A 21670-nucleotide genomic window follows, 5' to 3' on the forward strand; every position below is an offset into this window, starting at 1 on the left:
GCACGTTTTTTGGCGGAAGGTGTGTTGGCCACCGTCGAGCTCCTCGAAAGACTTTTTAGGAAATAGCAAACAAAATAGGCCGCGAATCATGCCGATGAGTTGATGTCTTGTCAAGGGCGGTTGAGACGATCCGCTAAGTGGCAGGTATAGAGCGCCGGGATATTTCTTTCCGGCGTGCGACCTGTAAACTCGCGAGCTTTGGCTCTGTGCTGTTGCGGCGCGGAGTATCGCATAAGTGGGCGCGTTGTTCGCCTGCTGTTTATCGACAGGCATAAACTCTTTCAATGAATCTGCTCAAATCGTTGGCCGCTGTCAGCTCTATCACGATGGTTTCCCGGGTGTTGGGGTTCGTTCGCGACACCCTCATCGCTCGCGCATTTGGTGCGGGAATGGCGACCGACGCCTTCTTTATCGCCTTCAAACTGCCCAATCTGCTGCGGCGGATCTTCGCCGAGGGAGCATTTTCCCAGGCTTTCGTGCCGATTCTCGCCGAATATAAAAGCCAGAAGGGCGAGGAGGCGACGCGAACCTTCATTGCCTACGTCTCGGGCCTGCTGACGCTGGTGCTGGCGCTGGTCACCGCGCTGGGCATGCTCGCTGCGCCCTGGGTCATCTGGGCCACGGCACCGGGTTTCGTCACGACCCCGGAAAAATTCGACCTGACCACCGATCTGCTGCGGGTCACTTTTCCTTATATATTACTGATCTCCCTGTCTTCATTGGCCGGCGCGATCCTCAATACCTGGAACCGCTTCTCGGTGCCAGCCTTCGTGCCGACCCTGCTCAATGTCAGCATGATCATCTTTGCGGTGTTCCTGACGCCGTATTTCGATCCGCCAGTCATGGCACTGGGCTGGGCCGTTCTGGTAGGTGGTCTGGCTCAATTGCTGTTTCAACTGCCGCACCTGAAGAAGATCGGCATGTTGGTGCTGCCGCGCCTGAGTCTGCGCGATAGCGGTGTCTGGCGGGTCATGAAGCAGATGCTGCCAGCGATCATCGGCGTTTCGGTGAGTCAGATTTCGCTGATCATCAACACCATATTTGCTTCGTTTCTGGTGGCCGGTTCCGTTTCCTGGATGTATTACGCCGATCGCCTGATGGAATTGCCATCCGGTGTGCTGGGTGTGGCACTGGGCACGATTCTGCTGCCAACGCTGGCCAGGACCTATGCCAGCCAGGATCGCCACGAATACTCGCGGATCCTCGATTGGGGGCTGCGCCTGTGCTTCATGCTGGTATTGCCGTGCGCCCTGGCGCTGGGGATTCTGGCTGAGCCGCTTACGGTTTCGTTGTTCCAGTACGGCCAATTCAGCGCATTCGATGCGGTCATGACCCAGCGCGCGTTGATTGCCTATTCCGTCGGCTTGCTGGGGATTATCGTGATCAAAGTGCTGGCGCCAGGCTTTTATGCGCAACAAAACATCCGCACTCCGGTAAAAATCGCGATTTTCACCCTGGTCGTCACTCAGCTGTTCAACCTGGTGCTGATCGGTCCGCTGGCTCATGCCGGTCTGGCCCTGGCCATCAGCGCGGGCGCCTGCATCAATGCCGGGCTGTTGTTCTATCAGCTGCGCAAGCAGCAGATGTATCAGCCGCAACCGGGCTGGGCGAAGTTCGGTCTCAAACTGCTGGTGGCGGTGGCGGTGATGTCCGCGGTATTGCTGGGCGCAATGCACTTCATGCCGGCTTGGGCGGAAGGGCATATGCTGGAGCGTTTGCTGCGACTGGGCGCATTGGTGATCGCCGGCGTGGTGGTCTATTTCGGCATGTTGCTGTTGATGGGCTTCCGTTTGCGCGACTTCAATCGCAAAGCGCTGAGCTGAGGCTTTTGTCTCGATAAACACGGGCGGGCCGACGGTTTTGTCGGCTCGATCACTTTGGGTTACGGTGTTGCCTGTCGTCGGCCGCCGGGTGTGGTTATAATCGACCACTTTATGAGCAAGAAGCGCGTTATGCAGCTGGTTCGAGGCCTCCACAACCTGCGCCCCCAGCATCGGGGCTGTGTCGCCACTATTGGCAACTTTGACGGTGTTCACCGTGGTCACCAGGCTATCCTGGCCCGGCTGCGTGAGCGTGCGCTCGAGTTGGGCGTGCCCAGCTGCGTGGTGATTTTTGAGCCGCAGCCGCGAGAATTCTTCGCCCCGGACACCGCCCCGGCGCGTCTGGCCCGCTTGCGGGACAAACTGCAACTGCTGGCCGAAGAGGGCGTCGACCGGGTGCTGTGCCTGGCGTTCAATCAGCGCCTGAGCAAACTCAGCGCCAGCGAATTCGTCGATACTATTCTGGTGGACGGCCTCGGCGTGCAGCATCTGGAAGTCGGCGACGATTTCCGTTTCGGCTGCGACCGGCTAGGGGATTTCGATTTCCTGCAACAGGCTGGCGTCCTTCAGGGGTTTACCGTCGAAGCGGCGCAGACCGTTGTGCTGGACGGCATTCGTGTCAGCAGCACTCAGGTGCGTAACGCCCTGGCCGCTGCCGATTTTGCCTTGGCCGAGCGGCTGCTCGGTCGTCCGTACCGGATTGCCGGGCGGGTCCTGCATGGCCAGAAGCTGGCGCGCCAATTGGGTACGCCCACGGCCAACGTGCAGCTCAAGCGTCGTCGTGTGCCGTTGAGCGGGGTTTACCTGGTCAGCGTCGACATCGACGGCAAGACCTGGCCGGGCGTCGCCAACATCGGCGTGCGGCCAACGGTCGAAGGGGATGGCAAAGCCCACCTCGAAGTACACCTTTTAGATTTTGCCGGCGATCTGTATGACCGGCGTTTGACGGTGGTTTTCCACCACAAGCTGCGTGAAGAGCAGCGTTTCGCCTCTCTGGAGGCGCTTAAGACGGCGATCAATGCGGATGTCGCCGCCGCCCGTGCCCTGTCGCACCTAGCGCCAATCGCTAATGAAGAGCCTTAAATGACCGACTATAAAGCCACGCTAAACCTTCCGGACACCGCCTTCCCAATGAAGGCCGGCCTGCCTCAGCGCGAACCGCAGATTCTGCAGCGCTGGGACAGCATTGGCCTGTACGGTAAGTTGCGCGAGATTGGCAAGGATCGTCCGAAGTTCGTACTTCACGACGGTCCTCCGTACGCCAACGGCACGATTCATATCGGTCATGCGCTGAACAAGATTCTCAAGGACATGATCATCCGCTCGAAAACCCTGTCGGGTTTCGACGCGCCTTATGTGCCGGGCTGGGACTGCCACGGTCTGCCGATCGAACACAAAGTCGAAGTGACCCACGGCAAGAACCTGGGCGCGGACAAGACTCGCGAACTGTGCCGTGCCTACGCCACCGAGCAGATCGAAGGCCAGAAGTCCGAATTCATCCGTCTGGGCGTGTTGGGCGACTTCGCCAACCCGTACAAGACCATGGACTTCAAAAACGAGGCCGGTGAAATCCGCGCCCTGGCGGAAATCGTCAAGGGTGGCTTCGTGTTCAAGGGCCTGAAGCCTGTGAACTGGTGCTTTGACTGCGGTTCGGCCCTGGCTGAAGCGGAAGTCGAGTACGAGAACAAAAAATCCGCAACCATCGACGTGGCCTTCCCGATCGCCGACGAAGCCAAACTGGCTGCCGCGTTCGGTCTGCCGTCGTTGGGCAAACCCGCCTCGATCGTGATCTGGACCACCACCCCGTGGACCATCCCGGCTAACCAGGCGTTGAACGTTCACCCGGAATTCAACTACGCACTGGTCGACGTCGGCGACAAACTGCTGGTGCTGGCTGAAGAGCTGGTCGAGTCGTGCCTGGCCCGCTACAGCCTGGAAGGTCCGGTCATTGCGACCACCACCGGTAAAGCACTGGAACTGATCAACTTCCGTCACCCGTTCTACGATCGTCTGTCGCCGGTTTACCTGGCCGAATACGTCGAACTGGGCGCGGGTACCGGTGTGGTTCACTCCTCGCCAGCCTATGGCGTAGACGACTTCGTGACCTGCAAAGCCTATGGCATGGTCAACGACGACATCCTCAATCCGGTGCAAAGCAACGGCGTGTATGCGACATCGCTGGAGTTCTTCGGCGGCCAGTTCATCTGGAAGGCCAACCCGGCCATCGTCGACAAACTGACCGAAGTCGGCGCGTTGCTGCATACCACCACCATCGAACACAGCTACATGCACTGCTGGCGTCACAAGACCCCGCTGATCTACCGCGCCACCGCGCAGTGGTTCATCGGCATGGACAAAGAGCCTGCAACCGGCGAAACCCTGCGCAAGCGGGCGATCAAAGCCATCGAAGAGACAAAATTCGTTCCGGCCTGGGGCCAGGCGCGCCTGCACTCGATGATCGCCAACCGTCCTGACTGGTGCATCTCCCGTCAGCGCAACTGGGGCGTGCCGATCCCGTTCTTCCTGAACAAGGAAAGCGGCGAGCTGCACCCACGCACTGTCGAACTGATGGAAATTGTCGCCCAGCGCGTCGAAGTCGAAGGCATCGAAGCCTGGTTCAAGATGGACGCCGCCGAGTTGCTCGGTGAAGAAGCTCCGCTGTACGACAAGATCAGCGACACCCTGGACGTCTGGTTCGACTCGGGCACCACGCACTGGCACGTCCTGCGCGGCTCGCACTCAATGGGCCACGAGACCGGTCCACGCGCCGACCTGTACCTGGAAGGTTCGGACCAACACCGCGGCTGGTTCCACTCGTCGTTGCTGACCGGTTGCGCCATCGATGACCACGCGCCGTACCGCGAGCTGCTGACCCACGGTTTCACCGTCGACGAGTCCGGCCGCAAAATGTCCAAGTCTTTGGGCAACGTGATCGCGCCGCAGAAGGTCAACGACACCCTGGGCGCCGACATCATGCGTCTGTGGGTCGCTTCTACCGACTATTCGGGTGAAATGGCGGTTTCCGAGCAGATCCTGCAACGCAGTGCGGACGCCTATCGGCGCATCCGTAACACCGCGCGCTTCCTGCTTTCCAACCTGACCGGTTTCAACCCGGCCACCGACATCCTGCCGGCCGAAGAAATGCTGGCGCTGGACCGTTGGGCCGTGGATCGCACCCTGCTGCTGCAACGCGAGCTGCAAGAGCACTACGGTGAATACCGCTTCTGGAACGTCTACTCCAAGATCCACAACTTCTGCGTGCAGGAGCTGGGCGGTTTCTACCTCGACATCATCAAGGACCGTCAGTACACCACTGGCGCCAACAGCAAGGCCCGTCGTTCGGCGCAAACCGCGCTGTACCACATCAGCGAAGCGCTGGTGCGCTGGATCGCGCCGATCCTGGCGTTCACCGCTGACGAGCTGTGGCAGTACCTGCCGGGCGAGCGTAACGAGTCTGTGATGCTCAACACCTGGTACGAAGGCCTGACCGAATTGCCGGAAGGTTTCGAGCTGGACCGCGCCTACTGGGAGCGGATCATGGCGGTGAAGGTGGCGGTCAACAAGGAAATGGAAATCCAGCGCGCGGCGAAGGCCGTCGGTGGCAACCTGCAAGCCGAAGTGACGCTGTTCGCCGAAGACGCGCTGAGCGCCGATCTGGCCAAGCTGAGCAACGAACTGCGCTTCGTACTGATCACCTCGACCGCCACCGTTGCACCGTTCGTGCAGGCTCCGGCAGACGCGGTGGTCACCGAAGTCGGCGGCCTGAAGCTCAAAGTGGTCAAATCGAGCCATGCCAAGTGCGCCCGTTGCTGGCACTGCCGTGAAGACGTCGGCGTGAACCCGGAGCATCCGGAAATCTGCGGTCGTTGTGTCGACAACATCAGCGGCGCGGGCGAGGTTCGTCACTATGCCTAATGCCGTTGGCCGTTTCGGACGGCTGAGCTGGCTCTGGTTGAGTTTGCTGGTCCTGGTCATCGACCAGGCCAGCAAGTTCTACTTCGAAGGCTCGCTGAGCATGTACCAGCAAATCGTGGTGATCCCCGATTACTTCAGCTGGACCCTGGCCTACAACACTGGCGCGGCGTTCAGTTTCCTGGCTGACAGCTCGGGTTGGCAGCGCTGGCTGTTCGCCCTGATCGCGGTGGTGGTCAGTGCGGTGCTGGTGGTCTGGCTCAAGCGCCTGGGGCGCAACGAAACCTGGCTGGCGGTTGCGCTGGCGCTGGTTCTGGGTGGCGCGCTGGGCAATTTATATGACCGCATTGCCTTGGGCCATGTGATCGATTTCATTCTGGTGCATTGGCAGAACCGCTGGTATTTCCCGGCGTTCAACTTTGCTGACAGCGCAATTTCTGTCGGTGCCGTGATGCTTGCACTGGATATGTTCAAAAGTAAAAAGACCGGAGAAACCGTTCATGACTGAACAGGTATTGGCTGAGCAACGCATTGGCCAGAACACGGAAGTCACCTTGCATTTTGCATTGCGTCTGGAGAACGGCGACACCGTCGACAGTACCTTCGACAAAGCCCCGGCGACCTTCAAGGTTGGCGACGGCAGCCTGTTGCCAGGTTTCGAAGCCGCGCTGTTCGGTTTCAAGGCCGGCGACAAACGCACCCTGACCATCGAGCCGGAAAACGCCTTTGGTCAGCCGAACCCGCAAAACGTACAGATCATCCCGCGCTCGCAGTTCAAGGATATGGAGCTGTCGCCTGGCTTGCTGGTGATCTTCAACGATGCGGCCAATACTGAATTGCCGGGCGTGGTGAAAGAGTTCGATGACGCGCAAGTGACCATCGACTTCAACCACCCGCTGGCCGGTAAAACCTTGACCTTTGACGTCGAGATCATCAACGTCAAAGCGCTGTAACTGACTGAACTCGGTCCAATGTGGGAGCGGGCTTGCTCGCGAAAGCGTCATCACATGTAACATCAATGTCGACTGACACACCGCTTTCGCAAGCAAGCCCGCTCCCACATTAAGATTTTCACTGTTTTCGAGCCCGGTGTTCGAATGACAGGTGGCATTACTATTTCTTGCGCGCAAGACACGAGGCACAGCATGCAAATCAAACTCGCCAACCCCCGTGGCTTCTGCGCCGGTGTGGACCGGGCGATCGAAATCGTCAACCGCGCCCTGGAAGTCTTCGGGCCGCCGATCTACGTGCGCCACGAAGTGGTCCACAACAAATTCGTCGTCGAAGACCTGCGCGCCCGTGGGGCGATCTTCGTTGAAGAGCTGGATCAGGTGCCGGATGACGTGATCGTGATCTTCAGCGCCCATGGCGTTTCCCAGGCCGTGCGTACCGAAGCCGCAGGCCGTGGCCTGAAGGTGTTCGACGCTACCTGCCCGCTGGTGACCAAGGTACACATCGAAGTCGCGCGTTACAGCCGCGACGGCCGTGAATGCGTCCTCATCGGCCACGCCGGTCACCCGGAAGTCGAAGGCACCATGGGCCAGTACGATGGCAGCAATGGTGGCGCGATCTATCTGGTCGAGGACGAAAAAGATGTCGCCGAGCTGCAGGTAAACAACCCTGAAAAACTGGCCTTCGTCACCCAGACCACCCTGTCCATGGACGATACCAGTCGTGTGATCGACGCCCTGCGTACTCGGTTCCCGGCCATCGGCGGCCCGCGCAAGGACGATATCTGCTACGCCACGCAAAACCGTCAGGACGCCGTCAAGCAACTGGCAGACGAATGCGACGTGGTGCTGGTGGTCGGCAGCCCGAACAGCTCCAACTCCAATCGCCTGCGTGAACTGGCTGAACGCATGGCCACCCCGGCCTATCTGATCGATGGCGCCGAAGACCTGCAAAAGAGCTGGTTCGACGGTGTCGAGCGTATTGGCATCACCGCTGGTGCCTCCGCTCCGGAAGTATTGGTGCGTGGCGTGATCCAGCAGTTGCAGGCTTGGGGTGCCACCGGGGCCGATGAGTTGGCCGGGCGTGAAGAAAACATCACGTTCTCGATGCCTAAAGAGCTACGCGTCCGCTCCCTGCTCTGAATCTTCTCCTCCCGCGCACAGCGCCTGTTCAGTCTTATCGCTGCGCAGGCTGACGCGTCCGGTCCGGGACAGCACCACCTGGTGCAGGCTGACCGGTTTGCGGCTGGCGCAAATATGTACCGTCCCCGCTTGAAAGGCCCCGCTGGGCAACTGCGGTTCGCCCAGGCTGCTGAACTGTACGAAATTCTTCACCGGCCGATTACCGACAATGGGCACTCGAGCGTCGCTCTGTTGCTCGACCAGCAGCGGATTGCTGCTGTCCTCCGGGCCTTTACCGCTGACATCCAGAATGATCCGCCAACCCTGGCCCCAGTCGCCGTTGATTCCGTGTATCACCACACTCTGATTGTGTGTGATAGCCGCGGTTCTGGCATTACGCATACCACTGATAATCGACTGCGCCGCCTGTTCTCGATGGTTCGATTCTGTCAGTGCGGCAAACGCCGGGCTGACCAGTTGCAGAACAATCCCGACAATTGTCAGTCCCATGAGCAGTTCGATCAGGCTGAAACCTTGCTGATACATGTTATCTCCCTCCCTGGAGTGCTGCGGCCCGCGCGATCCCTGCGCGAGTAATGGCAAAACAACCGTACATCTGCCGGTCGAATGTTCTAGCGTGTAGAAGCAGGTATAGCCGACGGCAACGGAGGGCACCGATGGATCATCGTACAAAAGGTTTCACGCTGATCGAGCTGCTGATCACGCTCGCCGTGTTTCTGATCCTGATCAGCCTGGCTGTTCCGGCGTTTACCCGCTCGGTGCAAAGCACCAAGGCCGACACCGAGATCGGCGATCTGCAACGCGCGCTTAATTTCGCCCGGCTTGAGGCGATCGACCGGGGCATTACCACCCGGGTTCGCCCGACAGCCGGCGGCAGTGTCTGGACCGGCGAGCTGACCGTTTATGACGGTACCGGTAATCCGGCCAATGTATTGCGGGTTGTTCCAGCGATGAGCAGTGGCGCCACTCTGACGCTAACCTCAGGAGTGACCGCTATTGATTTCAACAATCTGGGTGGTTTGTCGGCGCCGTCCACGGCCGTCGTGATCAGTTATGTACTGGGGACACAGAGCAGGACGCTGAATGTGTGTTTGAACGGACGAATTCTATTGGGTGGAAGTTGCGGATGAGGGGTTGGAGCAAGCGCGCACAGGAGGGCATGACGCTGATTGAGGTACTGGTCGCGTTGTTGGTTCTGGCCGTAGGGTTATTGGGCGCGGCGGCGATTCAGCTCAATGCGCTGAAGTACACCGACAGCTCGCGGATGACCAGCCAGGCGAGTTTTATCGCCTACGACATGATGGACCGCATTCGCGCCAACTCCGGCGCCGATTACACCGTCACGCCACCGACCTCGGGCAACCTGAGCGTGGCCCGGGATCAGGATCTTTACGATTTCACCAGCAACATCGTCAATTTCGGCGGCGCCACGGCGACCGGCAGCATTACCCGAAACCAACGGGTATACACCATCACCATTACCTGGGATGACTCACGGGCCGCCAATACCGCCGACTCGCGCCGCAGTTTCGTCCTCACCAGTCGCGCCACCGTTGATCCGGCGACGACACCATGATTAGAGCCAGCAAAGGTTTCGGCCTGATCGAGTTACTGATCGCCCTGGCGTTGAGTCTGGTCGTGGTTCTTGGCGTGGCGCAGATCTTCATCGCCGCTAAAAATACCTATGTCAGCCAGAACACTGCCGCCGGCATGCAGGAAGATGCACGGTTTGTCCTGAGCAAGATGATTCAGGAAATCCGCATGGTCGGCATGTTCGGTTGCCTGGGGACGATTATCGATGCCACTTCGGCAGGGAGTTTCAATGCCAGTCAGATCACGCCGATCAGTTGGGACAATGCCAACCTCAAATTAACGCTTGTCACTGCCGATGTCGGCGGCAGTGGCGGGACGCCGACCTGGACGGTGGTTTCGGACTGTCGTAACACTGCAACGGCCTACTCCGGCCTACGAACGACCACATCCGGGCAATTGGCGTTTCCGATCCGGCGGTTGATTTACAGCTTCAGCAATAACCAATTGCTGATGGGCTCTGGTGTCGACACGCCGACCCAGCAGGTGCTGGTGAACAATGTCAGTGCCTTCAAGGTGAGCTTCGGCCTCGCGAGCTCCGCCACGGATACGGCCGCCTCCAGCTACAGCAGCAACCCATCCGATCCGGCACGAATCCGCAGTGTGCGACTGACGCTGACGCTGACCGACCCGAACAGTCGGGTACGCGATCAAACCTTCAACGTGGTTGCCGCCTTGCGCAACCGGTTGCCATGAGGGGAGAGCCGATGAGTATTGCTCCCATGACCCCTCACGCCCAGCGCGGCATGGCGCTGCTGGTCAGCCTGGTGTTTCTCCTGGTGCTGACGTTGATCGGGCTTTCATCAATGCAGAGCGCCACGTTGCAGGAAAAAATGGCCAGCAGCGTGATCCTGCGCAACCAGTCGTTCCAGGGCGCAGAAGCGGCATTGCGCGTCGGCGAAAGCGCGGTGCAACTCAACACCTATTCATTGCCGGTTTGCAGCGGTACCAGCCAATGCGCGCCACCGGCCGAAGCATCGGTCATTACCGCCGCCGGGTTCAACTCCACCTCGGGGGTGACCTGGATCGCCTCTGGCAGCGGCTTTTACGGGGTGCAGAACATCGGCACCACTCTGACGGCCGTGAACGTACCGAGCAACACGTCGGCAACGCTGTACCGGGTGACCGCTGTGGGCATCGCGGGCAATTCGCGCAGTGTGGTGGAGAGTATCTATGCGAAGTACTGAGACCCGCACAGGCTGGTGCCGCTGGTTGTTGCAGTTGTTCTGCGGCGCGGCGTCGAGCCTTTATCTGGCAGCGCCGACTTACGCCTTCACGCCCTCGGATTCGCCGCTCCTGAACGCCGCTGCCGTGGCGCCCAATGTGATGCTGTTACTTGATGATTCGAGAAGCATGAACAGCATTATCTGGGCGCCAGGTTTCGACCCGACAATCGCACGCACCCCAGTGGCTATTTGCCTTTCGAATGGTTCGTGCTTGAAAGGCCGCGAGCTTGACATGACCGATAACAATATTGCCCTGTCGAGTTTGAATCATGGAACATGTTTGAAGGAGGGATGGTACGGCTTTTATAAAAACAGCCTTCTCGGTCTGGATTCGCTTTGCCTCAAGCTTCCCGATCCGGTGGGGAGCGAAAACACTCTCTATTCGGCGAAATACTTGTCGTATCTGATTAGCCTTGCCAACAACTCCGACCGGGATTTTACCGATGGCTCGATTCCCAATGACTACCGGATGAATGTAGCGCGCAACGTCTCCAAGACGTTAGTGACCAGCAACCGCTCGCTGCGCATCGGTCTGTCGACGTTCAACCTGGCGGTCGGCAACCATAAGAATGACGGCGGTTATATCGTTCGTTCGGTCAGTGATTTGTCGGCTGTCAGCGGCACCGTGACCCAGGCTCAGGCCGATGCCAACTACAACGATCTGATCGCCGGAATCGACGAGTTGAGCGCACAGGCGGATACGCCGCTGGCTGAAGCCTATTACGAGATCACCCGCTATTTCCGTGGCATGGCGCCATACAACAACTCGACGCCTACCACCTACACCAGTCCGATTCAGTATCGCTGCCAGAGAAATTACGGCGTGGTAATCACTAGTGGTTTGCCGACCTTCGACCATACCTTTCCGACTGACGATCCGCTGGGTACCAGCAAGTTACCGAACTGGGACGGTATCAGCAGTAACGATGGCGCCAACCGCTTCGGCGACAATGAGGGCGATACCCTGTTCCTGGATGACATCGCCAAGTTCGCCTTCGACATCGACATGCGCTCCACGGGAACCGATGCCACAGGCAAAAGCTGGGATGCCCTGGATTTTCGTCAGCAGAACATGAATACCTACACCGTGGGTTTCACCGCGACAAACCAGATGTTGGCGGACGCTGCGACCTACGGACAGGGACGATACTACCAGGCGACTGATGGCACGGGACTGAACAGTGCACTTTCTTCGGCTTTGAGCGACATCACCTCCAAGGCCGGATCAGGTGGTAGCGGCGTGACCAGCGGCACGACCCTGACCAGCAACTCAGCCTACTACCAGACCACCTACGACCCCAAGGACTGGCGCGGCACCATCAAGTCTTTTGGCTTCACCTCGGCGGGCGCGGTGAACACGGCCGCGGTGCTGTGGACGACCGACACCACCATCGTGCCCGGCGCGACCGCGCCGACCTACCAGTCCTGGAATACCCTGACCAACGCCGTCGTTACCCTGGCCTATAACAATTTCTCTACGGTCCAACAGACTTCCCTCAACCAGAGCCTGCCCGTCGGTATTACAGGCAGCGATTTGGTGGAGTGGAGCAAGGGCACCAACAAAACCGGGTTGAGAGCGCGCAGTGTATTGCTCGGCGATATCATCAATTCGCCTCTCGTGTTGGCCGCGCCCACGGACAAAACCGCGTCCGATCTGGTAGGGGATACTACCTACAGCACCTACCTCGCCACTAAAGCCGCCAACATGAATGCCAACCTGGTGGTGAACGCCAACGACGGTTTTGTAAACGTCATCAACTCGACCAATGGTGTCAGACGCTACGGCTATATGCCCTCCAGTGTGCTGCCATCATTGCGCTATATCTCTGACCCCACTTACATCAATGGTGTGAGCCACAAATATCTGGTCGACGGTCAGGTCGGCGTGTTCGATGCCCAACTCGACAGCGCCTGGAAAACCCTGGCGATTGGTGGAACAGGGGCGGGCGGCAAAACCTTCTATGCGCTGCAGCTGTTCGACGCCTCGGCCGGTAATGTGACTAACGCGTTGTGGGAAATCAGTGCGCCGACCACGGCCAGTACGGCGAACGTTTTCAATGATCTGGGTTATGCCTATGCGCGCCCCGAAGTGGCACGCTTGGCCGATGGTCGCTGGGCCGCGTTTATCTCCAACGGTTATGGCAGCAACTCCGGGGTGGCAGCACTTTATGTGGTGGATATCCGCAACGGCTCGCTGATCAAGAAAATCGTGGTCGACAGCACAGAAACCACTAACGGTCTGTCGTCGGTGAAGCTCAGGGTCAACTCGCAGAATGTGGTGCAGGCTGCCTATGGTGGTGACCTGAAAGGGCGGTTGTGGAAGTTCGATTTGAGTGGCGCCACCACCGACACCTGGGGTGTGGCGTTTTCCGGCAAGCCGTTGTTCACCACGGCGGGCGGCGCGACTCAGCCGATCACGGTACAACCGCTGCTCGCCGATCATGCATCGGGCGGCAAGCAAGTGTTTTTCGGCACCGGCAAACTCAATGAGAGCGCCGACAAGACCAACAAGGATTTACAGGCGTTCTACGCGGTATGGGATGCGGAGGGTGGCGCGGGGCAAATCACCACTTCCAGCTTGCAGGCGCAGGCGGTGACCGGCGTGTTCTCTGGCAGCAGCGGGCAATTCATCACCACCAGCCAGAATGAGGTGACCTACCCGGCAAAGAAAGGCTGGTACTTGCCGCTGGTCTACAACAACGTACTGACCGGGGAGCGGGTGATCAATCAGGCCAGTCTCGTGGCAGGGCGAATCGTTTTTACCACGGCCAGTATGGATACCGTTGACCCCTGTGCCGGCTTCGGCTCCGGCAAACTGGTCGAACTCGATGCGTTCAGCGGTAAGATGCTCAACTATGCGGTGCTCGACACCAATGCTGACGGGGTGGTCGACAGCACTGACACGATTTCCAGCGGGGTGGTCTTCACCGGTGGGATCCCGACCCTGAATGCGGTCGTCAATGACGCATCCCGCAAGATTGTGAACGACTCCGGCGGTGGCGTGACCACTCTGGTGGAAAAATCCGGTGGCGGCAGCGGCCGTCGCATCATGTGGCGACAAATACAGTAAGTGAGAGTTGAGGCATGCGCAGATCCAATCGAGGTTTTACCCTGATCGAAATCATGATCGTGATTGCGATCATCGGGATCGTCATCACCATTGGCTATCCGAGCCTCACCGAGTATGTAAAAAAGGGCCGTCGTACTGAAGTGGCTGGTCTGCTTTCCGAGCAGGCACAGATCCTGGAGCGCTTCTATTCGAAGAATAATGTCTATACCAATGCCACCGGTCTGAGCGCGGGCAATGATTTCTATACCATCACCCCGACCCTGACCGATCAAACCTTCCTGCTGACGGCAACACGCAAGGCCGGTTCGAGCATGGCGAGCGACAAGTGCGGTAATTTCACGCTGACCAATACTGGCGTTCGGGGCATGGTCAATGCAACGTCCGGCCTGACCACCAAGGATTGCTGGGGTCGCTGAGTTTACTTTTCAGGCGCCCTTTGCGCCTTCTGTCTATTGAACGGTTGGATCAGAACATGAGCAGGCAACAGCAAGTGGTGATTGTCGGCGGCGGCGTGATTGGCCTGCTGACGGCGTTCAATCTCGCGTCCGAAGTACAGAGCGTCGTATTGCTGGACCGCTCGAATGTCGGTCAGGAGTCGTCCTGGGCCGGTGGCGGGATTGTTTCGCCACTCTATCCGTGGCGCTACAGCCCGGCGGTCACTGCGCTGGCTCATTGGTCCCAGGATTTTTATCCACAACTGGCGAAACGTCTGTTCGCCGGCACGGGTGTCGATCCTGAAGTGCACACCACCGGGTTGTACTGGCTGGACCTGGATGACGAAGCCGAAGCGCTCGCCTGGGCCAAACGGGAAAACCGCCCGCTGCGGGCTGTGGATATCTCTGCGGCACACGATGCGGTGCCGGTATTGGGCGCTGGTTTTTCACGAGCGATCTACATGGCCGATGTGGCCAATGTGCGCAATCCACGGTTGGTGAAATCCCTCAAGGCCGCCTTGCTGGCGCTGCCGAACGTGACGATTCATGAGCAGTGCGAGGTCAGCGGGTTTATCCGTGAGGGCGCTGCGGTGGTCGGGGTACAGACTTCGATGGGGGCCATTGAGGGTGATCAGGTGGTTTTGACCGCAGGGGCCTGGAGCGGTGACTTGCTGAAAAGCCTGGGCCTGGAGCTGCCGGTCGAGCCGGTCAAAGGCCAGATGATTCTCTACAAGTGCGCGGCGGACTTCCTTCCAAGCATGGTTCTGGCCAAGGGTCGTTATGCCATTCCTCGGCGTGACGGGCACATTCTGATCGGCAGTACACTGGAGCATGAAGGCTTCGATAAAACGCCGACCGATACCGCGCTGGAAAGCCTGAAGGCTTCGGCGGTGGAGTTGATTCCGGCGCTGGCGGATGCCGAGGTGGTGGGGCATTGGGCTGGGTTGCGGCCGGGGTCGCCGGAAGGGATTCCCTATATTGGCCGGGTGCCGGGGTTTGACGGGCTCTGGCTCAACTGCGGGCACTACCGAAACGGGTTGGTGCTGGCGCCAGCGTCGTGTCAGTTGTTTGCGGATGTGATGCTGGGGCGGGCACCGATTATCGATCCTGCGCCGTATGCACCGGCCGGGCGTATTTGACCGCATGATTTTTGTTGTCGGTCAGATCGCCTTCGCGGGCAAGCCTCGCTCCTACAGGTTTGAGTCGATCAATAAGTTTGTGAACGACATCAATCTGTAGGAGCGAGGCTTGCCCGCGAAGAGGCCCTCAATCCAGCCCCAATTTCTTGAGCCTGTAACGCATCGAGCGAAACGATAGATTCAACCGCTGAGCCGCCGCCGTGCGGTTCCAGCGGGTTTCTTCCAGGGCCTGGAGGATGAGTTTGCGTTCGACGTTTTCCAGATAGGCTTCCAGATTGTCGATCTGCGTCAGGTCCGGCACGTCGCCGTCCGGGTTGCAGTTGCCTTCGGCCAGCCGCAGGTCGCTGGCTTCGATTTGTTTGTTCTCGCACAAGGTGTGGGCCCGCTCAAGCATGTTCTCCAATTCCCGCACGTTTCCTGGAAAACGATAGCTTTTCAGTGCGTCGAGGGCTTGCGGGTGGAGTTTTGCCGCGGGTTGGCCAGTGCCAGTTGCCAGTCGCTTGAGCATATTGTTGGCCAGAAGCTCAATGTCGTCGCGACGTTCGCGCAAGGGCGGCACCCGCAATTCGATCACATTAAGGCGGTAGTACAAGTCCTGGCGAAAGCGTTCGGCGGCGACTTCGGTATCGAGGTCTTTGTGGGTGGCGCAGAGAATGCGCACATCCACCACGGTTTCCTGTTGTCCACCGATGCTGCGCACGGCTTTCTCTTGAATGGCCCGCAAAAGTTTGACCTGCATCGCCAGTGGCAGGTCTGCCACTTCATCGAGGAACAAAGTACCGCCATGGGCGGCCTGGAATAGCCCGGGTTTGTCTTCGATGGCACCACTGAAACTGCCTTTGCGATGGCCGAAAAATTCGCTTTCCATCAATTCCGACGGGATAGCCCCGCAGTTCACCGGCACGAATGGGCGGGTGGCGCGTGGGCCTTGATCGTGGATCAGTCGGGCGACCAGCTCCTTGCCGCTGCCGGACTCGCCGCTGATGTACACCGGGGCCTGGCTGCGGGCCAGTTTGTCGATTTGTTTGCGCAGACTGCGCATTGGCAGGGAGTCGCCCAGTAGGCGACGGTCGATGACGCTGCTGGCACCGCCTGGTGCCGGCAGACTCAAGGCGCTGGTGACCAGTTCGCGCAGGCGGGTGAGGTCGACCGGTTTGGTCAGAAAGTCGAACGCGCCAGCCTTGAGGGCGTTGATTGCCGTTTCCAGGCTGCCGTAGGCGGTAATCATCGCCACTGGCACTTGCGCATAGCGCTGCTGGATGTGCTGCACCAGTGCCAGACCGGTGCCGTCGGGCAGGCGCATGTCGGTCAGGCACAGGTCGAATGTCTCCCGTGCCAGCAGTGCTTGCGCTTCTGCGAGGTTGCGGGCACTAAAGGTGTCGAGTTTCATCCGTCCCAGGGTTATTTCCAGGAGTTCGCGGATATCCGGCTCATCGTCGACGATCAGGATTTTTTGCCGTGGGCTCATGTTCAACTTTGTTTCCGTCCGTGAGCAAAGGTGATGCGAAAGCAGCCGCCGCCTTGGCGTGGTTTGAAGTCTAGGCGGGCTTGATTGCTTTCGCACAGCTCACGGGACAGATAAAGCCCCAGGCCAGTGCCCTGGCTGCTGGTGGTGAAGAACGGTTCGAACAAATGCGAGCGCTGGTCCGGCGCCACGCCGGGGCCATTGTCCAGGACTTCAAGGATCGGCAACTGGCTGTCCGGGTCAATAAACAACTCGAGCCAGACCTGTGCCTGATCATGGTTCAGGGCACTATGGCGCCAGGCGTTGCGCAACAGATTGTCGAGAATCTGGGTCAGCTGATTCGGATCCATCAGGGTTGTGAAGTCCCCCGAATCGATTCGCAGGTGAACTAGCTGACGCTCGGTCGCACCCTCGCGGGTTTCGGCCACGAAGTGCTCCAGCCATAGCCGCAAATCCAGCCGTTGCGGCACGGTTTGCTGGCGACGGGACAGTTGCAGGACGTTTTCGATTACCCGATTCATTCGCTGAGAGTGGTCTTGAATAATCTGCGTCAGACGCCGATCCGCGCCGTTCAGTTCCTCGGATTCCTGCAGTAACTGCGCGGCATGACTAATGGCGCCTAGTGGATTGCGGATTTCATGGGCAATACCGGCAGTCAGGCGGCCGAGGGCGGCGAGTTTAAGTTGCTGGGCCTGCTGGGCGATTTGGGCCAGGTCTTCGAGAAAAACCAGCGTCTGGTGGTGCGGGCTTTGGTCCAGGGCAATGAAGCTCGGTTGCAGCTCCAGGCCATTGCTGGCGATTTTCAGGCTTTGCGGGCGCAAAGTCGGATTGTTGAACCACAGTTGGAGTCGCTCGACCAACGGCGTCGAATGGTCGTCGATCAGTTGGCCATCGAGTTTTTCCTGCCCCAGCAAGGTCAAGGCGCTGTGATTGGCCAGTTGCACACGCCGTTGGTCGTCGAGCACCAGAATGCCCGTGCGCATACGTTGCAGGATCAGTGCGTTGAGGGCTTCGAGGCCGAGCACTTCACTGGCCCGCTGCTCGGCCAGGGTTTCGCTGACTTCAACTCTTCGGATCAAGCCTTGCACCAGCAATGCCGCGACAAAGCACAAAGCACCGAGCGTGCCGATTTGCAGGTAATCATTGGGACTGGTGGGGTGGCTGAAGCTCAGAAGAAAGCTCAAACCCACGATGCCGAGGGCGCCAACAGCCGCAATCAGCAGACCGATGCGCCCGCGCAGCAGGGTATTGCTGATGACCACCGACACGATCAACAGGTTGCCGATGGCGCTGGGCATGCCGCCAGCGGCATAGAACAGGCCGCATAGCAGCAGGACATCGACCAGCGCCAGGCCGAACAACTGCGCCGGGCGACGGGTGTTCTCCAGAAAGACCACCAGCAGGATATTCAGCACCAGGTACAACCAGCTGCCGTTGCGCAGCAGGTCGTCATTGGCAAACGTCAGCAACTGGCTGTCCATGTTGCTGGAAATCAACAGCACCAAGGTGATGCCGATGCTTAAACGGTAGAGGTGATAGAGGCGCAGCAGTCGCTGGGCCTGTTTGTTGCCGGGACTGGACGTCTCAGCGATCACTGGAACCCGGGCCTTGCTCAAGGTGAGCCTGGCTGCAATACCACTGTTGTTGAAGGCTCAGCGCGCGGTCGCGGGGCAGATGTACGCCGCAATGAGCGCAACGCACCATGGGTGGAGCATCTTGCTCTCGCGGCGTGTTGGCGCCCGAAACCGGGGCCTTGAACTTGCGCCAGAGCCATACCGCAGCGGCAATCAGTGCGATCCAGAATAATAAACGAAGCATGGTGAGCTGCTTTTTGAGTAGTGAATTGGCAGTTTAGCCAAGGACGGGTCGGTCGCACAGCGCAATACGCTCACCCCTGAAATCCGGTAATAAAAAAGGCGCCTCGAAAGGCGCCTTCTCGGCACAACACTCAGCGTCAGTCGAACACGCCGAAGGTCATGTAGCTGAACCACGAGCGGTCGGCGTTGTTGGCTTCAGACTCGTGCTGCTCTTCTTCGATCACATCGCCGTTCTCATCTTTAGGCTTGAGCTCGTTCGGAATCGAGTCCTTGGCGTCCTGGAACTGTCTCTGCACGTCCTGGTTGGCGCGGGTTTCACCTGGCGGCAGCGGCGGACGGGATTCGATCAGGCCCAGAGTGGCCTTGCTCAGCCATGAACGGTTGTCGGCTTCGTCTTTCGATGGCACGAACTGACCGTCCACCAGGCTTGGGTGGTTCGGGTAGTTGAGCTTCAGGGTTTCGAGCGTGGTCGCGGCCAGTTCGTCCAGGTGCAGACGCTGGTAGGCTTCAGTCATCACTGCCAGGCCGTCACCGACCGAAGGGGTTTCCTGGAAGTTTTCCACCACGTAACGACCACGGTTCGCGGCGGCGACATAGGCCTGACGGGTCAGGTAATAGTCGGCCACGTGAATCTCGTAGGAAGCCAGCAGGTTGCGCAGGTAGATCATGCGCTGCTTGGCGTCCGGTGAGTAGCGGCTGTTCGGGAAGCGGCTGGTCAGCTGGGCGAACTCGTTGTAGGAGTCGCGAGCGGCGCCCGGGTCACGCTTGGTCATGTCCAGCGGCAGGAAGCGCGCCAGCAGGCCGACGTCCTGGTCGAAAGAAGTCAAACCCTTGAGGTAGTAGGCGTAATCGACATTCGGGTGCTGCGGGTGCAGGCGAATGAAACGCTCGGCGGCGGATTTCGCAGCCTCGGGCTCGGTGTTCTTGTAGTTGGCGTAGATGAGCTCGAGTTGAGCCTGATCGGCGTAGCGACCGAACGGATAACGCGACTCCAGCGCCTTCAGCTTGGCTGTGGCGGCGGTGTAGCTATTGTTGTCCAGATCGTGCTGAGCCTGCTGGTACAGCTCGACTTCGCTCAGGTTTTCGTCTACGACTTCCTTCGATGAGCAAGCAGCGGTCAATGCGAGGATGGCGATCAGCAGCAGGTGTTTCACTTGCATGGCGGCTTGCGTCCCTATGACGGCCGCTGTCTTGGGCGGGGCCGTCCTGTTATGATGAGCGCCCCGTTGAAAAGCCTCGGGGCAAAAGACGCCGTATTTAACCACAAGCGCGCAGCCGAAACCAAAGGCTGTGCCGACGCCTAGTCTGAGCATGTCCGATAAAATTGAACTTCGCGCAGAGGTGCCGTCCGAATTGGGCGGCCAACGCCTCGATCAAGTCGCCGCACAATTATTCGCTGAGCACTCGCGCTCGCGCCTTTCCGCCTGGATCAAAGACGGCCGCCTGACTGTGGATGGGGCGGTTATCCGCCCGCGAGACATCGTTCACGGTGGCGCCATTCTTGAACTGACTGCCGAGCAGGAAGCTCAGGGCGAATGGATCGCTCAAGACATCGAGCTGGACATCGTCTATGAAGACGACGACATCCTGGTGATCAACAAACCAGCGGGCCTGGTGGTGCATCCGGCTGCCGGCCACGCCGACGGCACCTTGCTCAACGCCTTGCTGCACCACGTGCCGGACATTATCAATGTGCCCCGCGCCGGTATCGTGCATCGCCTGGACAAGGACACCACCGGTCTGATGGTGGTGGCCAAGACCATTCAGGCGCAGACACAGCTGGTCACGCAATTGCAGAGCCGCAGCGTAAGCCGGATCTATGAGTGCATCGTGATCGGTGTGGTGACAGCCGGCGGCAAGATCAACGCGCCGATCGGTCGTCATGGCCAGCAACGCCAGCGCATGGCCGTGATGGAAGGTGGCAAGCAAGCCGTCAGCCATTACCGCGTGCTCGAGCGTTTCCGCTCCCACACGCACGTGCGGGTGAAGCTGGAAACCGGCCGTACGCACCAGATTCGCGTACACATGGCGCACATCAACTACCCGTTGGTCGGAGACCCTGCCTACGGCGGTCGCTTCCGTATTCCGCCGGCTGCCAGTGTGACCATGGTCGAATCCCTGAAAAATTTCCCGCGTCAGGCACTGCATGCGCGTTTCCTGGAGCTGGATCATCCGACCACCGGTAAACGCATGAGCTGGGAATCGCCGCTGCCGGACGATTTCGTCTGGTTGCTGTCGCTGCTCAAGCAAGACCGTGAGGCGTTCATCGGATGAATGACTGGCTGATTCCCGACTGGCCTGCGCCTGCCGGGGTGAAAGCCTGCGTTACCACCCGTGCGGGCGGCGTCAGTCTGGCGCCGTTCGACAGCCTCAACCTCGGCGATCACGTCGACGACAGCCCCGAAGCTGTTGCCGAGAATCGCCGTCGCCTCACCGATCATTTCTCTATTCAACCGGCCTGGTTAAAGCAGGTTCACGGCATTGTCGTGGCTCAAGCGGATCCAAGCCTGGTAGCCACAGCTGACGCCAGCTGGACGGCAACACCCGGTATCGCCTGCGCGGCGATGACCGCTGATTGCCTGCCAGCGCTGTTCTGCGACCGCGCCGGCACCCGCGTCGCTGCCGCCCATGCCGGTTGGCGCGGGTTGGCGGCGGGTGTGCTGGAGGCGACCCTCGACAGTCTGGCCGTACCGCCTGAAGACGTGCTGGTCTGGCTTGGCCCGGCCATTGGCCCACAAGCCTTTGAAGTCGGCCCGGAAGTGCGCGAAACCTTCGTCGAGCAATTGCCTGAAGCCGCCAAAGCCTTTGTACCGAGCCAGAACGCCGGCAAGTTCATGGCCGACATCTATGAGCTGGCGCGTTTGCGCCTGGCCGCTCGCGGCGTTACCGCTGTTTATGGTGGTGGTTTTTGCACCGTGACCGATCCTCGTTTCTTTTCTTACCGCCGTAGTCCACGCACCGGCCGGTTTGCCTCCTTGGTCTGGCTTGAACGCTAGACTTCTCTGATCTACATCAACATCACGACGCTTGAATCTCCCAGAATCGACCGCATCTATAGCGGTATCTGGCAGGTTTCTTCATTCAGGATGTTTATAGGTCCGGCC

The 21670-nt window shown here is 59.4% G+C and carries 21 protein-coding genes; 15 read left to right on the forward strand and 6 right to left on the reverse strand.

From position 1 onward, the window contains the following. Nucleotides 1-273 (reverse strand): hypothetical protein (locus ACIPLA_RS06805; RefSeq protein ID WP_401172566.1); only part of this gene is annotated, 273 nt, incomplete at its 3' end. An 11-nt stretch (nucleotides 274-284) separates the two neighbouring features. Between ACIPLA_RS06805 and murJ the strand changes: the two genes are divergently transcribed. The 6 genes from murJ to ispH all read left to right on the forward strand — a co-directional run bounded on the left by murJ (nucleotide 285) and on the right by ispH (nucleotide 7825). Then, nucleotides 285-1823, forward strand: a complete 1539-nt coding sequence (gene murJ, locus ACIPLA_RS06810; RefSeq protein WP_218398803.1) for a murein biosynthesis integral membrane protein MurJ — start codon at nucleotides 285-287, stop codon at nucleotides 1821-1823. A 129-nt stretch (nucleotides 1824-1952) separates the two neighbouring features. Next, nucleotides 1953-2903, forward strand: coding sequence for a bifunctional riboflavin kinase/FAD synthetase (gene ribF / locus ACIPLA_RS06815; protein ID WP_218398802.1), 951 nt, complete (start codon nucleotides 1953-1955; stop codon nucleotides 2901-2903). Beyond that, a complete protein-coding gene (gene ileS, locus ACIPLA_RS06820) occupies nucleotides 2904-5735 on the forward strand; it encodes an isoleucine--tRNA ligase (protein ID WP_401172570.1) in 2832 nt (943 codons plus the stop codon). It begins immediately after the preceding gene. Then, nucleotides 5728-6240 carry a signal peptidase II gene (gene lspA / locus ACIPLA_RS06825; protein WP_007901890.1) on the forward strand — a complete coding sequence of 171 codons (513 nt, stop codon included), beginning with the start codon at nucleotides 5728-5730 and terminating at the stop codon, nucleotides 6238-6240. The genes ileS and lspA overlap by 8 nt, the downstream gene beginning before the upstream one ends. Before the next feature lie 7 nt (nucleotides 6241-6247). After that, a complete protein-coding gene (gene fkpB / locus ACIPLA_RS06830; RefSeq protein ID WP_177318839.1) occupies nucleotides 6248-6685 on the forward strand; it encodes an FKBP-type peptidyl-prolyl cis-trans isomerase in 438 nt (145 codons plus the stop codon). A gap of 192 nt (nucleotides 6686-6877) precedes the next feature. Then, a complete protein-coding gene (ispH, locus tag ACIPLA_RS06835) occupies nucleotides 6878-7825 on the forward strand; it encodes a 4-hydroxy-3-methylbut-2-enyl diphosphate reductase (RefSeq protein ID WP_401172574.1) in 948 nt (315 codons plus the stop codon). Here ispH and ACIPLA_RS06840 read toward each other — a convergent pair. Next, nucleotides 7802-8350 carry a GspH/FimT family pseudopilin gene (locus tag ACIPLA_RS06840; RefSeq protein WP_401172576.1) on the reverse strand — a complete coding sequence of 183 codons (549 nt, stop codon included), beginning with the start codon at nucleotides 8348-8350 and terminating at the stop codon, nucleotides 7802-7804. The genes ispH and ACIPLA_RS06840 overlap by 24 nt on opposite strands. A gap of 131 nt (nucleotides 8351-8481) precedes the next feature. Between ACIPLA_RS06840 and ACIPLA_RS06845 the strand changes: the two genes are divergently transcribed. Genes ACIPLA_RS06845 through thiO form a run of 7 tightly spaced genes read left to right on the forward strand, consistent with a single transcriptional unit; the run spans nucleotide 8482 to nucleotide 15284 of the window. Then, a complete protein-coding gene (locus ACIPLA_RS06845) occupies nucleotides 8482-8955 on the forward strand; it encodes a GspH/FimT family pseudopilin (protein ID WP_218398799.1) in 474 nt (157 codons plus the stop codon). Next, nucleotides 8952-9401: a type IV pilus modification protein PilV gene (gene pilV, locus ACIPLA_RS06850; RefSeq protein WP_008068413.1), complete on the forward strand. Its 450-nt coding sequence runs from the start codon at nucleotides 8952-8954 to the stop codon at nucleotides 9399-9401. Before ACIPLA_RS06845 ends, pilV begins: the two co-directional genes overlap by 4 nt. Further along, nucleotides 9398-10111: a PilW family protein gene (locus tag ACIPLA_RS06855; protein WP_401172580.1), complete on the forward strand. Its 714-nt coding sequence runs from the start codon at nucleotides 9398-9400 to the stop codon at nucleotides 10109-10111. Before pilV ends, ACIPLA_RS06855 begins: the two co-directional genes overlap by 4 nt. 11 nt (nucleotides 10112-10122) lie before the next feature. Then, on the forward strand, nucleotides 10123-10602 hold the full coding sequence (locus ACIPLA_RS06860) for a PilX N-terminal domain-containing pilus assembly protein (protein WP_218398797.1): 480 nt from the start codon (nucleotides 10123-10125) through the stop codon (nucleotides 10600-10602). Further along, nucleotides 10589-13711 (forward strand): pilus assembly protein, encoded by a 3123-nt coding sequence (locus ACIPLA_RS06865; protein WP_401172584.1) that lies wholly within the window; start codon nucleotides 10589-10591, stop codon nucleotides 13709-13711. Before ACIPLA_RS06860 ends, ACIPLA_RS06865 begins: the two co-directional genes overlap by 14 nt. 14 nt (nucleotides 13712-13725) lie before the next feature. Beyond that, nucleotides 13726-14127, forward strand: coding sequence for a type IV pilin protein (locus ACIPLA_RS06870; RefSeq protein WP_063342486.1), 402 nt, complete (start codon nucleotides 13726-13728; stop codon nucleotides 14125-14127). Nucleotides 14128-14183: 56 nt separating this feature from the next. Then, the gene (gene thiO / locus ACIPLA_RS06875; protein WP_401172587.1) at nucleotides 14184-15284 is read left to right on the forward strand and encodes a glycine oxidase ThiO; all 1101 of its coding nucleotides are present in this window, start codon (nucleotides 14184-14186) and stop codon (nucleotides 15282-15284) included. 127 nt (nucleotides 15285-15411) lie between these two features. On the opposite strand, the gene ACIPLA_RS06880 is transcribed toward thiO, so the two are convergent. The 4 genes from ACIPLA_RS06880 to ACIPLA_RS06895 all read right to left on the reverse strand — a co-directional run bounded on the left by ACIPLA_RS06880 (nucleotide 15412) and on the right by ACIPLA_RS06895 (nucleotide 19726). Then, complete coding sequence (locus ACIPLA_RS06880; protein WP_192345398.1) at nucleotides 15412-16752, reverse strand: sigma-54 dependent transcriptional regulator; 1341 nt, start codon at nucleotides 16750-16752, stop codon at nucleotides 15412-15414. A gap of 2 nt (nucleotides 16753-16754) precedes the next feature. After that, on the reverse strand, nucleotides 16755-18344 hold the full coding sequence (locus ACIPLA_RS06885; RefSeq protein ID WP_401172591.1) for a sensor histidine kinase: 1590 nt from the start codon (nucleotides 18342-18344) through the stop codon (nucleotides 16755-16757). Next, complete coding sequence (locus tag ACIPLA_RS06890; RefSeq protein ID WP_007901926.1) at nucleotides 18334-18567, reverse strand: PP0621 family protein; 234 nt, start codon at nucleotides 18565-18567, stop codon at nucleotides 18334-18336. Before ACIPLA_RS06890 ends, ACIPLA_RS06885 begins: the two co-directional genes overlap by 11 nt. Nucleotides 18568-18703: 136 nt before the next feature. Further along, nucleotides 18704-19726, reverse strand: coding sequence for an outer membrane protein assembly factor BamD (locus ACIPLA_RS06895; RefSeq protein ID WP_123497129.1), 1023 nt, complete (start codon nucleotides 19724-19726; stop codon nucleotides 18704-18706). Between the two features lie 151 nt (nucleotides 19727-19877). On the opposite strand from ACIPLA_RS06895, the gene rluD reads away from it, so the two are divergent. Further along, nucleotides 19878-20840: a 23S rRNA pseudouridine(1911/1915/1917) synthase RluD gene (gene rluD / locus ACIPLA_RS06900; RefSeq protein ID WP_007901932.1), complete on the forward strand. Its 963-nt coding sequence runs from the start codon at nucleotides 19878-19880 to the stop codon at nucleotides 20838-20840. Further along, nucleotides 20837-21562, forward strand: coding sequence for a peptidoglycan editing factor PgeF (gene pgeF / locus ACIPLA_RS06905; RefSeq protein WP_218398793.1), 726 nt, complete (start codon nucleotides 20837-20839; stop codon nucleotides 21560-21562). The genes rluD and pgeF overlap by 4 nt, the downstream gene beginning before the upstream one ends. Nucleotides 21563-21670 lie beyond the last annotated feature (108 nt).

The sequence above is a fragment of the Pseudomonas sp. NPDC086112 genome, from assembly GCF_044746425.1.
In the GTDB taxonomy this organism is placed as follows: domain Bacteria; phylum Pseudomonadota; class Gammaproteobacteria; order Pseudomonadales; family Pseudomonadaceae; genus Aquipseudomonas.

Bases quoted from the DNA above. Each gene is read 5' to 3' on its own strand.
- ribF (WP_218398802.1), top strand. From the start codon at position 1,953: ATGCAGCTGGTTCGAGGCCTCCACAACCTGCGCCCCCAGCATCGGGGC.
- rluD (WP_007901932.1), top strand. From the start codon at position 19,878: ATGTCCGATAAAATTGAACTTCGCGCAGAGGTGCCGTCCGAATTGGGC.
- ACIPLA_RS06870 (WP_063342486.1), top strand. From the start codon at position 13,726: ATGCGCAGATCCAATCGAGGTTTTACCCTGATCGAAATCATGATCGTG.
- ileS (WP_401172570.1), top strand. From the start codon at position 2,904: ATGACCGACTATAAAGCCACGCTAAACCTTCCGGACACCGCCTTCCCA.
- ACIPLA_RS06840 (WP_401172576.1), bottom strand. From the start codon at position 8,350: ATGTATCAGCAAGGTTTCAGCCTGATCGAACTGCTCATGGGACTGACA.
- pilV (WP_008068413.1), top strand. From the start codon at position 8,952: ATGAGGGGTTGGAGCAAGCGCGCACAGGAGGGCATGACGCTGATTGAG.
- ACIPLA_RS06880 (WP_192345398.1), bottom strand. From the start codon at position 16,752: ATGAGCCCACGGCAAAAAATCCTGATCGTCGACGATGAGCCGGATATC.
- ACIPLA_RS06890 (WP_007901926.1), bottom strand. From the start codon at position 18,567: ATGCTTCGTTTATTATTCTGGATCGCACTGATTGCCGCTGCGGTATGG.
- thiO (WP_401172587.1), top strand. From the start codon at position 14,184: ATGAGCAGGCAACAGCAAGTGGTGATTGTCGGCGGCGGCGTGATTGGC.
- ACIPLA_RS06855 (WP_401172580.1), top strand. From the start codon at position 9,398: ATGATTAGAGCCAGCAAAGGTTTCGGCCTGATCGAGTTACTGATCGCC.
- lspA (WP_007901890.1), top strand. From the start codon at position 5,728: ATGCCTAATGCCGTTGGCCGTTTCGGACGGCTGAGCTGGCTCTGGTTG.
- ACIPLA_RS06895 (WP_123497129.1), bottom strand. From the start codon at position 19,726: ATGCAAGTGAAACACCTGCTGCTGATCGCCATCCTCGCATTGACCGCT.
- ispH (WP_401172574.1), top strand. From the start codon at position 6,878: ATGCAAATCAAACTCGCCAACCCCCGTGGCTTCTGCGCCGGTGTGGAC.
- ACIPLA_RS06865 (WP_401172584.1), top strand. From the start codon at position 10,589: ATGCGAAGTACTGAGACCCGCACAGGCTGGTGCCGCTGGTTGTTGCAG.
- murJ (WP_218398803.1), top strand. From the start codon at position 285: ATGAATCTGCTCAAATCGTTGGCCGCTGTCAGCTCTATCACGATGGTT.
- ACIPLA_RS06845 (WP_218398799.1), top strand. From the start codon at position 8,482: ATGGATCATCGTACAAAAGGTTTCACGCTGATCGAGCTGCTGATCACG.
- pgeF (WP_218398793.1), top strand. From the start codon at position 20,837: ATGAATGACTGGCTGATTCCCGACTGGCCTGCGCCTGCCGGGGTGAAA.
- ACIPLA_RS06860 (WP_218398797.1), top strand. From the start codon at position 10,123: ATGAGTATTGCTCCCATGACCCCTCACGCCCAGCGCGGCATGGCGCTG.